General features: G+C 49.3%; 11 protein-coding genes. All 11 read right to left on the bottom strand.

What is annotated here, in order from left to right; all coding sequences use genetic code 11:
• Window position 1: 1 nt before the first annotated feature.
• From nuoN to IE181_RS12460, 11 genes are read right to left on the bottom strand one after another with little or no spacing between them, the layout of a single operon-like run.
• Entirely contained in the window at window positions 2-1,456 is a 1,455-nt protein-coding gene (gene nuoN, locus IE181_RS12410; protein ID WP_229819416.1) for an NADH-quinone oxidoreductase subunit NuoN, read from the bottom strand.
• A gap of 11 nt (window positions 1,457-1,467) precedes the next feature.
• Window positions 1,468-3,030: an NADH-quinone oxidoreductase subunit M gene (locus IE181_RS12415; RefSeq protein WP_191253425.1), complete on the bottom strand. Its 1,563-nt coding sequence runs from the start codon at window positions 3,028-3,030 to the stop codon at window positions 1,468-1,470.
• 18 nt (window positions 3,031-3,048) lie between these two features.
• Window positions 3,049-4,986 (bottom strand): NADH-quinone oxidoreductase subunit L, encoded by a 1,938-nt coding sequence (gene nuoL / locus IE181_RS12420; RefSeq protein ID WP_191253427.1) that lies wholly within the window; start codon window positions 4,984-4,986, stop codon window positions 3,049-3,051.
• A 6-nt stretch (window positions 4,987-4,992) separates the two neighbouring features.
• A complete protein-coding gene (gene nuoK / locus IE181_RS12425) occupies window positions 4,993-5,301 on the bottom strand; it encodes an NADH-quinone oxidoreductase subunit NuoK (RefSeq protein WP_191253429.1) in 309 nt (102 codons plus the stop codon).
• Window positions 5,302-5,310: 9 nt separating this feature from the next.
• On the bottom strand, window positions 5,311-5,964 hold the full coding sequence (locus IE181_RS12430; RefSeq protein WP_191253432.1) for an NADH-quinone oxidoreductase subunit J: 654 nt from the start codon (window positions 5,962-5,964) through the stop codon (window positions 5,311-5,313).
• Window positions 5,965-5,982: 18 nt separating this feature from the next.
• A complete protein-coding gene (gene nuoI / locus IE181_RS12435) occupies window positions 5,983-6,471 on the bottom strand; it encodes an NADH-quinone oxidoreductase subunit NuoI (RefSeq protein WP_191253434.1) in 489 nt (162 codons plus the stop codon).
• A gap of 18 nt (window positions 6,472-6,489) precedes the next feature.
• The gene (nuoH, locus tag IE181_RS12440; RefSeq protein ID WP_191253436.1) at window positions 6,490-7,521 is read right to left on the bottom strand and encodes an NADH-quinone oxidoreductase subunit NuoH; all 1,032 of its coding nucleotides are present in this window, start codon (window positions 7,519-7,521) and stop codon (window positions 6,490-6,492) included.
• Window positions 7,514-9,562: an NADH-quinone oxidoreductase subunit NuoG gene (nuoG, locus tag IE181_RS12445; RefSeq protein WP_191253438.1), complete on the bottom strand. Its 2,049-nt coding sequence runs from the start codon at window positions 9,560-9,562 to the stop codon at window positions 7,514-7,516. Before nuoG ends, nuoH begins: the two co-directional genes overlap by 8 nt.
• A 20-nt stretch (window positions 9,563-9,582) precedes the next feature.
• Entirely contained in the window at window positions 9,583-10,863 is a 1,281-nt protein-coding gene (nuoF, locus tag IE181_RS12450; RefSeq protein ID WP_191253440.1) for an NADH-quinone oxidoreductase subunit NuoF, read from the bottom strand.
• Between the two features lie 10 nt (window positions 10,864-10,873).
• Window positions 10,874-11,470, bottom strand: a complete 597-nt coding sequence (gene nuoE, locus IE181_RS12455) for an NADH-quinone oxidoreductase subunit NuoE (protein WP_191253442.1) — start codon at window positions 11,468-11,470, stop codon at window positions 10,874-10,876.
• Window positions 11,467-12,645, bottom strand: coding sequence for an NADH-quinone oxidoreductase subunit D (locus IE181_RS12460; RefSeq protein WP_191253444.1), 1,179 nt, complete (start codon window positions 12,643-12,645; stop codon window positions 11,467-11,469). The genes nuoE and IE181_RS12460 overlap by 4 nt, the downstream gene beginning before the upstream one ends.
• Window positions 12,646-12,650 lie beyond the last annotated feature (5 nt).

A 12,650-nucleotide genomic window follows, 5' to 3' on the forward strand; every position in this document is an offset into this window, starting at 1 on the left:
CTTAGTACAAAAGCGATCCTGCAGCCCAGGCAGCAGCAACTGTGAGTGGTGAGATCAGCAAAAAGCTAACCGGTGAGTTCACAATAGCTGTCACGCCAATCACCAAGCTTACTGTGCGGCCCGCACCACCTTCAAACGCAGGAGCAGGATCATCAAAGAACATGATCTTGATAACGCGCAAATAATAGAAGGCACCAACAACGCTTGTCAGCACACCAATTATCGCAAGTGGTACCAGGTCAGCATTAACCGCTGCTTTGAAGACTTCCCATTTACCAAAGAAACCAGCAAGCAGCGGAATACCAGCAAGTGAGAACATGAAAGTCGCAATCGCAAGCGCCATTGGCAGGTTCGTCCGAGACAATCCAGCCAGGTCGTGAATGCTTTCTACCATGCCGTCACCCCGACGCATCGACAGAATCGCACCAAAGGCGCCTAATGTCATGGTCAGGTAAATCGCAACATAGATAAGCAGTGCAGTGATGCCCTCTTGCGTGCCTGCAGCCAGACCAACAAGAGCAAATCCTACATGACCAATAGACGAATAGGCCATCAGGCGTTTGATATTTGTCTGAACAAGCGCCAGGAATGCACCAACAAACATGGAAGCGATTGAGATAAAGATCACGACCTGCTGCCATTCATGTAGCATATCAGGGAAGGCACCAATCATGACGCGAACGAACAGTGCAAGTGCCGCCACCTTCGGTGCGGACGCAAAGAATGCCGTTACAGGCGTCGGCGCCCCCTCATACACATCTGGTGTCCACATGTGGAATGGGACGGCAGATATTTTAAAGGCAAGAGCTGCTATCAGGAAGACCAGACCAACAATCACACCAACTGATGCTTCGCCGCTCGCAAGTGTCTCCGCCAATACATCAAATTCGATACTTCCAGCAAAGCCGTAGATATAACTGATACCGAACAAAAGCATACCAGAGCTAAGTGCACCCAGCACAAAATACTTCAGACCAGCCTCTGTCGAACGGTTACGGTCACGATTGATGGATGCCAGAACATACAGGGCCAAACTTTGCAGCTCCAGGCCAATATAAAGGCTCAGGAAGTTGTTTGCCGAAATCATTGCCATCATGCCCAAGGTCGCTAATACGACAAGGACAGGATACTCAAATTTTGCAACGTTATGTTCCTTTAGGAAGCGTTCAGCCATCAACAAGCTGATACCGGAACCGATAAGCACCAAAATCTTGGTAAAGATAGCAAAGCCATCAGACACAAACATGCCGCCAAATGTTACCTGACGCTCGCCGCCCACTTGCGTGATCAACAAAATAGCGGTCAGTAGGAGCAAAGCAGCGGCAAGGTTCGTCACCAGACGATAAGCCTTATCAGCAGTGCTGAAAACGCCAACCATCAGGAGAGCTAGAGCTCCAACAGCCATTACAATTTCTGGCAGTGCAATACCGAGATTTGGAATTACTTCGTTAAACACCATTTCTCTCCTTAGTGCGCGTCGGCAGAATGGTCATCAGAAGACGCAACAGGTGCGCCCGCCTTGACACTTTGTTTTTGACGCGCAGCTTCTTCCGGGAAGCGCGTTTCAATTAGATTTTCAACACTTGTATGGATCGGGTCCAGAAAGCTCTTGGGATAGATACCCATCCACAGAACAACTGCAATAAGGGGGGCGAAGATCGCCTTTTCACGCCATGACAGGTCAGGCATAGCCTTCACATCGTCTTTGGTTAGATCGCCGAAAATAACCCGGCGAACCAGATACAGCATGTAAGCAGCACCGAGAACCACACCGAACGAGGCACCGAACGCAATCCAGCTATCATACTGGAACGCACCGTTAAGAACCAGGAATTCGCCTACGAAACCACTTGTTCCCGGCAGCCCGACAGATGCCATGGAGAAGATCACAAACGTTACCGCATAAATCTTCATATTAATGGCCAGACCGCCGTATCGTCCAATCTCCCGCGTGTGCAACCGGTCATAGATCACACCAACACATAGGAACAGTGCGCCCGATACCACACCGTGGCTAAGCATCTGGAAGATCGATCCTTCAATACCGTTAGTGTTTAGAACAAAGATACCGATTGTAACAAAGCCCATGTGTGCAACAGAGGAATATGCAATCAGCTTTTTAATGTCTTCCTGCACCAGTGCCACAAGTGATGTGTAAATCACGGCAATGATCGACAGCGCAAATACGAGCCATGCGAAATGCTCTGTTGCTTCAGGGAACATCGGCAAACTGAAGCGGAGGAAACCATATCCACCCATTTTCAGCAAAACACCCGCCAGAATCACAGAACCGCCAGTAGGTGCCTGTACGTGTGCATCTGGAAGCCACGTATGAACCGGCCACATTGGCATTTTGACCGCAAATGAAGCAAAGAATGCAAGCCACAGCCAATTTTGCACATCTGCAGCAAAATCCGTTGTCATCAATACTGGAATGTCAGTAGTGCCTGTTTCAATTACCATCCAAAGGATAGCAACGAGCATCAGGACAGAACCAAGAAGCGTATAAAGGAAGAACTTAAAGCTTGCATAAATCCGGTTCACACCACCCCAAATACCGATCAAAAGATACATTGGGATCAGGCCGCCTTCGAAGAAGACGTAAAAGAGGAAGATATCCAGTGCTGAGAAAACACCAACCATCAGTGTTTCAAGCACGAGGAAAGCTATCATATATTCCTTAACGCGTGTCTGAACACTCTCCCATGATGCAGCAATCACAATCGGCATCAGGAATCCGGTGAGCACGATAAACAGCATGGAAATACCGTCGACGCCCAAATGATACTTAACTGTATCACCGAACCAGCTGTAGCTTTCTACAAACTGGAAGTCAGGATTGGAATTATCAAACCCGATCCACATCAAAATCGTCAGAACAAATGTCACACACGTTGTCAGGAACGCAACGTTACGAATATTACGATTAGCAATCTCCTGATCCTGATGACGGATAAGGAGGATGATCGCAGCACCGACAAGCGGCACCGCCAGCATCATGGATAGAAGATATTCTGAAAGAAAAGTCATGTCTAAAACCCCTATCCCTTAATGACTGCTACCGGTGACCATGAACCAGGTAATCGCGAGCGACAAACCAATGATCATGGCAAAGGCATAATGGTACACGTAACCAGTCTGAAGTTTACGGGCACGGGCTGCAACAAAGGCAATCGCATGTGACACGCCATTCGGGCCAAAGCCATCAATAGTAGCCTCGTCACCCTTCTTCCAGAACACACGACCAAGCCAAAATGCAGGACGGATGAAAATGAAGTTAAACAACTCGTCAAAATACCATTTATTAAGAAGGAAGGCATAAAGGCCGTCCCAGGTTTTTGCCATACGCTCAGGAATGTCAGTAACCTTATAGTACATGACAGTTGCGAAAATGAAGCCAAGCAGCATCACAACAAACGGTGCAGCCTTAACAGCAAACGGTACGTGATGCGCTTCATCCAGAACGTCACCAACAGATGTAACCAGTGCACCATTCCAGAAAGCAAAGCGTCCTTCACCCACAAACATATCTGCGAACACGACACCCGCGAACAGGGCGCCTACTGCCAGAATAACCAGTGGCAAACGCATAATCCACGGCGCTTCATGTGCATGGGATGCAGTATGCTCGTCAGCACGACATTCGCCGTTGAAGAATGTCAGGTGCGCCAGACGCCAGCTGTAGAAACTGGTCATGAATGCGGCAGCGATACCAAGAACAAATGCATACTGAGCACCAAACGCATGGGATGCATAGGCTGCTTCAAGGATCATATCCTTGGAGTAGAAGCCTGCTGTACCTGGGAAACCTGTCAGGGCAATCGTACCAATTGTCATCATGGCAAAGGTAAATGGAATTTTCTTAGCCAGACCACCATAGTTACGCATATCCTGTTCGTGATGCATTGCATGAATGACAGCACCCGATCCAAGGAACAACAAGGCTTTGAAGAAAGCGTGCGTAAACAGGTGGAAGATAGCAGCACCGTAAGCAGATACGCCTAGTGCGAAGAACATATAGCCAAGCTGCGAACAGGTTGAGTAGGCAATAACACGTTTAATGTCATTCTGAACGAGACCAACAGTTGCTGCGAAAAATGCCGTTGTAGCACCAATGATCGTCACCACAGCCAACGCAGTTGGTGACATCTCGAACACTGGGCTGAAACGCGCGACAAGGAAAACACCCGCTGTTACCATTGTTGCCGCGTGAATAAGGGCGGAAACCGGTGTTGGGCCTTCCATTGCATCAGGAAGCCATGTGTGCAGACCAAGCTGCGCTGATTTACCCATGGCACCAACAAACAGCAGGATACAAATCACAGTGATCGCATGGAAATCTGTACCAAGGAAATTGATATAATAGTCAGCATACTGATCAGCGCTTGCAAAAATGTCATCAAACATGACCGAGCCAAAGAGTGCAAATGCGCCGAAAATACCAAGAGAGAAACCAAAATCCCCTACCCGGTTTACAACGAAAGCCTTGATTGCTGCAGCATTCGCGCTTGGCTTCTTATAATAGTAGCCAATCAACAGGTAGGACGCCAGACCAACACCTTCCCAACCAAAGAACATCTGAACGAGGTTGTCGGATGTCACCAGCATCAACATCGCAAAAGTAAAGAGCGACAGATAGCCAAAGAAGCGCGGCTTGCTTGGGTCATCTTCCATGTAACCGAAGGAATACCAGTGCACGAGTGCAGAAACGCTGTTTACAACGACCAGCATCACCACTGTAAGCGTATCAATCTTGAATGCCCAGTCGAAGCTAAGTGCACCAGATGACACCCATTCCAGAACCAGAACAGTATACTGATTACCGCCCAGTGCAACGTCTGCAAATGCCATCCAGGACAAGACGGCAGAGACAGTCACCAACCCCGCAGTAACAAGCTGACTGATACGATCAGAGAACTTTGATCCAAAAAGACCAGCGAACAAAAAGCCAATAAGAGGCAAGAAAACAATAAGCTTATACATCATGGTCGCTTACCCCTTCATCTGGTTGATATCTTCAACCGCGATTGTGCCGCGATTACGGAAGTAAATCACAAGGATTGCCAGTCCAATCGCTGCCTCTGCCGCTGCAACCGTCAATACGAACATGGCAAAGATCTGCCCTACCATGTCATTCAGGTGCGTGGAGAAGGCCACAAGGTTGATGTTGACCGATAGAAGGATCAGTTCCACCGACATAAGAATGATGATGACGTTCTTCCTGTTCAGGAAGATACCGAAAACCCCTACTACAAAAAGGATTGCGGCAACCGTCAGGTAATGTCCTAGCCCGATATCCATGTTGAGCTCTTACCCTTTTTTGCCGGGAGTGAGCGAAACGCCCTCACCCGATTTAACATTAACAAGTTCAAATGCATCTTCTGGACGACGCGATACCTGTGCGCTGATATTCTGACGGCGAACACCTGTGCGCGTACGGTGCGTAAGCACAATTGCGCCAATCATAGCGACCAGAAGCACCAGACCAGCCCCCTGGAAGGCATAGATGTAATCCGTGTACAGAATTTGGCCGATAGCTTCGGTGTTATGCACTTCAGCAACCGAAGGCATCGGCGCTGCGGCATTGCGTGTAATATCCTCGCCAACAACCCAGGCGGAACCAAGTGTCACCAGCTCAGCCAGTAAGATCAGCCCAATGAGCGCACCAATAGGAATATAATCAAGCGCCCCTTCCCGCAGTTCCTCGAAATTGATGTCAAGCATCATCACAACAAACAGGAACAGGACAGCAACTGCGCCAACATAAACAATAACGAGCAGCATCGCGAGGAACTCAGCCCCCATCAGGACAAACAAACCTGCTGCACTGAAAAATGCTAAAATAAGCCAAAGAACCGAATGAACGGGGTTTTTGGCAAAAATAACCAGAAAGCCTGATGCCACTGTAATTGCAGCAAACATATAAAAGGCCAGAGCCGGTAAAATTTCTACTGGAAAGTCCATTTCTATCCTCTCCTGACCTTATCTATAGGGCGCGTCAGCAGCAATATTAGCTGCAATTTCGCGCTCCCACCGCTCACCGTTCGCGAGCAGCTTGTCTTTATCGTAATAAAGTTCTTCACGGGTTTCCGTTGCGAACTCGAAGTTTGGTCCCTCGACAATCGCATCTACCGGGCAGGCTTCCTGACAGAAGCCGCAGTAAATACATTTAACCATGTCGATATCGTACCGTGTTGTGCGGCGAGAGCCATCTTCACGTGGCTCAGCTTCGATTGTAATCGCCTGTGCAGGGCAAATCGCCTCACAAAGCTTACAGGCGATACACCGTTCTTCGCCGTTTGGATAACGACGTAGCGCATGCTCTCCACGAAAACGCGGGCTAAGCGGCCCTTTCTCGTACGGATAGTTGATTGTTGCCTTTGGACGGAAGAAATACTTCGTCGACAACACCATCGCTTTCCAAAACTCAATCAGCAAAAGGGATTTTGCGGCTTGTGCTAATGCGGTCATGTCCTTCTCAGCCCCTTTTTAACTAAACAACGGCACGCCGGCGACCTTCAGGCCGGAGTACAACACAACAAAGAATAGTGACAGTGGCAGGAATACCTTCCAACCAAGGCGCATCAGTTGGTCATAGCGGTAGCGCGGCACAAAAGCCTTCACCATCGCGATGAGCCAGAAACCAAATGCAGTCTTCACCAAGAGCCAAATCCATCCTGGGATAAAGTCAAGGATTGGCAGCGGAGCATCCCATCCACCAAGGAAAAGGATCGCCATCACTGCAGACATCAACAGAATGTTTGCATATTCCCCAAGGAAGAACAGAGCAAACGCCATGGATGAATATTCTACCTGATAGCCTGCAACCAGCTCTGCTTCCGCCTCTGGGAGGTCAAACGGCGGACGGTTCGTCTCAGCCAGTGCAGAAATAAAGAAGATGACATAAACCGGCAGATACGGGATGAAGTGCCAGTTCCAGATACCACCTTCCTGCGCAAGAACAATATCAGTCATATTCAGGGAGCCGACTTTCACAAGCACACAGACCAGCACAAAGCCGATAGAGACTTCATAAGAGACCATCTGCGCTGCAGAACGCAAGCCACCAAGAAATGCATAACGGCTGTTCGACGCCCAGCCTGACATGATGATACCGTATACGCCCAGCGATGAAATCGCCAAGATATATAGTATTCCAACGTTCAGGTCAGCGATTGCAACCCGTGCTTCAAAAGGAATAACAGCCCAGCTGATCAGTGCCAGTGTGAATGTCAGCATTGGCGCAATCAGGAAGATCGCCTTGTTCGCACCTGCCGGAATAATCGTTTCCTTCAGGAACAATTTCAGACCATCGGCAAAAGACTGCAACAGACCAAAGGGACCAACCACGTTCGGACCACGACGCATCTGAACCGCTGCCCAGATTTTACGGTCGAAATATACCGCAAAAGCAACTGCGATCAGAAGTGGCAACACCACGGCAAGAATTGAGAGCACGATGGCTGTCAAATACAGAAACGGCCCTTCAGTGCCAAACAATGAATAAATTGCATCAACCATGGGTGCCTGTTGCCTCCCCAGCAATATCTTCGCGAGCATCCACACACTGTGACATAGTCTCAGATGCGCGGGCGATCGGGTTTGTCAGATAAAAGTTTTCAATCGTTGGTGCGATACCGCCACTTGCAACATCACCTGCTGTGCCAAAATCACCCCATGCCTCTGTAGGCACGGTATCAAGTGTTTTTGCCGCAGGTACAGCCTTCGCAAGTGCGTCCCGTAGCTGCGCAAGCGTATCATATGGAAGCGTATCACCAAGAACATCAGACAAAGCCCGCAGGATTGTCCAGTCTTCACGTGCATCACCTGGCGCAAATACAGCTTTTTCAGTACGCTGTACCCGACCTTCGGTATTGATATACGTGCCAGACTTTTCCGTGTAGGCAGCGGCAGGCAGAATAACATCAGCATTCTGAACACCTTCGTCACCGTGCGTGCCGATATATACAGTGAAAGTCTTCTTAAGGGATGCTGTATCAATTTCGTCGCTGCCAAGAAGGAAGACAGCCTTCAGCTTGTCAGCGGATGCATCATCAAGAATGCTGTCAACACCGCCTTTGGTTACCAGACCAAGGTCCATGGCTCCAACACGGCTAGCAGCGGTGTGCAGCATACCATAACCGTTCCAGCCGTCTTTGACGCAGTATGTATCAGCAATGTCGCGTACAGCTTTCAGAACCGCTGCACCATCTTCACCCGTTAAAGCACCCTGCCCGACGATAATCATTGGACGTTCTGCTTTCTTCAAAGCATCAGCAGCAGCATGTTTGCCAGAGATAATAGCATTTAGAATTGCTTTATCGTCACCAAACTCTTCAACAGCGTATGTCAAATCTTCGGCATTACCAACATTACCGACCTTCAGACCAGACAGAACAGCTTTACGAATGCGCGTATTGATAATTGGTGCTTCCACACGTGGGTTCGTACCAACCAAAAGCAGATAATCAGCGTCTTCAATACCGGAAATACCTGCGTTCAACAGATAGCCAGCACGCACCGCATTATCTATTGCAGCACCATCCTGACGGCCTTCAATACGCTTGGAACCAAGCTTCCCAAGTAGGTCCTTGAACGCCAGCATGGATTCCATGTCAGCCAGATCACCTACGACACCTGCGATTTCCGCACCCTTCATGCCTTTAAGCTTCTTCTTGATAGCAGCAAAGGCATCAGACCAACTCGCTTCTTCAAGCTTGCCGCGTCTGCGAACATATGGACGGTCCAGACGGCGTTTTTTCAAGCCGTCGCAGGCAAATCGTGTTTTGTCAGAAATCCACTCTTCATTCACATCTTCATGCAAACGAGGCAGTACCCGCATAACCGCGGCACCCCGTGCATCAACACGAATGTTTGAGCCAACCGCATCCATAACATCAATGGATTCAGTACCTTTTAATTCCCAGCTTCTGGCTGTGAAGGCATAAGGCTTGTTTGTCAGTGCGCCAACGGGGCAAAGATCAATCACGTTACCAGACATCTCACTATCGAGGATCTTACCCAGATAGGTTGTTACCTCAGTATGTTCACCGCGCCACAGGGAGCCCATATCCGTCACCCCAGCCACTTCTGTCGAGAAGCGTACACAGCGCATACAGTGAATACAGCGCGTCATGGTGGTTGAAATCAACGGCCCCATGTTCTTGTCTTCAACCGCACGCTTGCTTTCTTCATAGCGATTACCGCTTCGTCCAAAAGCAACTGCCTGGTCCTGCAAGTCACACTCACCACCCTGGTCACAAATCGGACAATCCAGTGGGTGGTTAATAAGCAGGAATTCCATAACCCCTTCACGTGCTTTTTTAACACGTTCCGTATTGGTATGGATTACCATGCCTTCGCCTACTGGCATCGCACAGCTTGCGATAGGCTTTGGCGCTTTTTCCATGTCTACCAGACACATGCGGCAGTTACCGGCAATCGATAACCGCTCGTGATAGCAGAAACGTGGAACTTCGACCCCGGCTTCTTCACAAGCCTGCAGGACGGTTATCCCGTTCTCTACTTCAATCTCTTTACCGTCAATGGTTAGCGTGGGCATATATCTCTCCTGACCTCGCCTTACTCTGCCGCTTTGGCGTGATAAGCATCGATACGCGCTTCCACCTCATGGCGGAAATGGCGCATCAGACCCTGAATAGGCCATGCAGCAGCATCACCCAGTGCACAAATAGTGTGACCTTCGATTTGCTTTGTAACATCCAGAAGCATATCGATTTCTTCTTTGTCAGCCTTGCCAACGACAAGACGTTCCATCACGCGCCACATCCAGCCTGTACCTTCACGGCACGGCGTACACTGGCCACATGATTCATGTTTGTAAAACTCGCTAAGACGGGCGATCGCCTTAACAATGTCCGTAGACTTATCCATAACTATAACTGCAGCAGTCCCAAGACCACTTTGAACATCGCGCAGACTATCAAAGTCCATGCGCACTGTGTCGCAAATCTCTTTTGGAAGAACTGGTACAGACGACCCGCCAGGAATAACAGCAAGGAGATTATCCCAGCCACCCCGTACACCGCCAGCATGCTTTTCAATAAGCTCTTTAAGCGGAATACCCATTTCTTCTTCAACGTTACAGGGATTGTTTACATGTCCAGAAATGCAGAAAACCTTTGTACCGGTGTTATTTTCCCGGCCAAGACCTGCAAACCAGCTTGCACCACGACGAAGGATAGTAGGTGCAACTGCGATCGATTCCACATTGTTAACGGTTGTAGGGCAACCCCAGACACCCACATTCGCAGGGAATGGAGGTTTCAGACGAGGCTGGCCTTTTTTGCCTTCAAGGCTTTCGATCAGAGCGGTTTCTTCGCCGCAAATGTATGCGCCGGCACCGCGGTGAACATGCACATCAAAGTCATAGCCAGAGCCACAAGCATTCTTGCCAAGAAAGCCCTTGGCACGCGCCTCTTCAATCGCGGCATTTAAAACTTCTGCTTCCCGGTAGAACTCACCACGAATATAGATATAAGCGGCAACAGCATTCATCGCGAAACCGGCAATCAGGCAGCCTTCGATAAGCTTGTGCGGATCATGACGCATCAGGTCACGGTCTTTACATGTCCCCGGCTCACCTTCATCGGCGTTCACAACCAGGTAGCTTGGACGGCCATCAGATTCTTTGGGCATGAAGGACCATTTCAGACCAGTTGGGAAACCGGCACCACCACGGCCACGCAAGCCGCTTTCCTTCATTTCACTGATAATCCAGTCACGACCTTTAGCCAGCAGCTCTTTTGTACCATCCCAGTCGCCGCGTTTCATCGCAGCATCCAGGTTCCACGGCTCATGACCATACAGGTTGGTAAAAATGCGGTCTTTATCTTGTAGCATGATTACCCTCCTACGCTTTTTCTACAAATTCGGTTAACGACGTCAGTTCACCCAGCGGCGCACTGGTCTGACGGCCATTTTGTGGCCCTGCGACAACGTCTTTACCGTCTTTGATCATATCAAGGATTTCTGTAACGCGCTCTGGCGACAGATCCTCAAAATAATCATCACCAATAGAGACAACCGGCGCATTCACACACGCACCAGCACACTCAACTTCACCAAGCGTAAAGAGACCATCTGCGGTCGTTTCACCCTTCTTGATGCCAAGGTGCGCTTCAATAGCTGCCAAAATCTTATCAGATCCACGAAGCCAGCAAGGCGTCGTGCCGCAAACCTGTACATGGTGTTTGCCAATTGGGCGGTGATTGTACATCGTGTAGAAAGTCGCAACTTCCTGTACGCGAATTGCAGGCATATCAAGATAGTCTGCAATATATTCCATAATTTCGACCGTTACATGCCCACCATTCTGGCGCTGTGCAATATCCAGAAGCGGCATGACAGCAGATTGCTGCCGACCTTCCGGATATTTGGCAATGTGATGCTGTGCAAGGGCTTCATTCTCCTTGGTCCAGCAAAAGCCTTTTTTCTCAGCGGTACTCATCGGTCCACCTCACCAAATACTACATCCATGGCCCCAAGAATTGCTGGCGCATCTGCCAGCATGTGGCCTTTACATAAAAACTCCATTGCCTGAAGGTGAATATATCCCGGTGCACGAATTTTACAGCGGTACGGACGATTAGACCCATCAGACACCAAATGCACACCAAACTCACCTTTCGGCGCTTCCACAGCCGCGTACACTTCACCTTCCGGCACTTTTATGCCCTCGGTGTAAAGTTTGAAGTGGTGGATCAGCGCTTCCATAGATGTTTTCATCTCGGACCGTCGCGGCGGAGCAACCTTATTGTCCAGACTTAGAACCGGACCTTCAGGCATCTCATTCAGGCACTGGCGAATAATCTTCAGAGATTCTTTCATTTCGGCCATACGCAGCATGAACCGGTCATAGCAGTCGCCGTGCTTACCAACGCAGACATTGAAGTCCATCTTGTCATAAACTTCGTAAGGCTGCGAACGGCGCAGATCCCACGGAATACCGGTACTGCGCAGCATCGGACCAGAGAAAGCCCAATCAAGCGCGTCTTCCACAGAAGCAACACCAATATCCACATTACGCTGCTTGAAAATACGGTTATCAATCAGGAGTGTTTCCAGGTCTTGAATTACCTTCGGGAATTCCTCACTCCACTTGAAAATATCTTCTGCAAGACCCGCAGGCAGATCCTGATGGACTCCACCAGGGCGGAAGAATGCAGCGTGTAGGCGCGCACCAGAAATACGCTCGTAGAAAACCATCAGCTTCTCACGCTCTTCAAAGCCCCAAAGAATAGGTGTCAGAGCGCCCACATCCATTGCATGGGCAAGGGTGTTCATCAAATGGTTCAGTACACGACCAATTTCACTGAAAAGTACGCGAACATACTGGCCACGAATTGGCACTTCCGCTTCCATCAGCTTTTCAATCGCCATTACAAAAGCATGCTCCTGATTCATAGGAGCAACATAGTCCAGACGATCAAAATACGGCATTGCCTGCAAATACTGCTTATTTTCAATAAGCTTCTCAGTACCGCGGTGCAGAAGACCAATGTGCGGATCAACCCGCTCCATCACTTCGCCATCCAACTCCAGAACCATACGCAAAACGCCGTGAGCGGCAGGGTGCTGCGGCCCAAAGTTCAGGCTATAGTTTTTAATATCGACTTCAGCCATTCTTC

It is taken from the genome of Kordiimonas sediminis, assembly GCF_014656395.1.
In the GTDB taxonomy this organism is placed as follows: Bacteria; Pseudomonadota; Alphaproteobacteria; order Sphingomonadales; family Kordiimonadaceae; genus Kordiimonas_A; species Kordiimonas_A sediminis.

Bases quoted from the DNA above. Each gene is read 5' to 3' on its own strand.
- IE181_RS12415 (WP_191253425.1), bottom strand. From the start codon at position 3,030: ATGACTTTTCTTTCAGAATATCTTCTATCCATGATGCTGGCGGTGCCG.
- nuoL (WP_191253427.1), bottom strand. From the start codon at position 4,986: ATGATGTATAAGCTTATTGTTTTCTTGCCTCTTATTGGCTTTTTGTTC.
- nuoK (WP_191253429.1), bottom strand. From the start codon at position 5,301: ATGGATATCGGGCTAGGACATTACCTGACGGTTGCCGCAATCCTTTTT.
- IE181_RS12430 (WP_191253432.1), bottom strand. From the start codon at position 5,964: ATGGACTTTCCAGTAGAAATTTTACCGGCTCTGGCCTTTTATATGTTT.
- nuoI (WP_191253434.1), bottom strand. From the start codon at position 6,471: ATGACCGCATTAGCACAAGCCGCAAAATCCCTTTTGCTGATTGAGTTT.
- nuoH (WP_191253436.1), bottom strand. From the start codon at position 7,521: ATGGTTGATGCAATTTATTCATTGTTTGGCACTGAAGGGCCGTTTCTG.
- nuoG (WP_191253438.1), bottom strand. From the start codon at position 9,562: ATGCCCACGCTAACCATTGACGGTAAAGAGATTGAAGTAGAGAACGGG.
- nuoF (WP_191253440.1), bottom strand. From the start codon at position 10,863: ATGCTACAAGATAAAGACCGCATTTTTACCAACCTGTATGGTCATGAG.
- nuoE (WP_191253442.1), bottom strand. From the start codon at position 11,470: ATGAGTACCGCTGAGAAAAAAGGCTTTTGCTGGACCAAGGAGAATGAA.
- IE181_RS12460 (WP_191253444.1), bottom strand. From the start codon at position 12,645: ATGGCTGAAGTCGATATTAAAAACTATAGCCTGAACTTTGGGCCGCAG.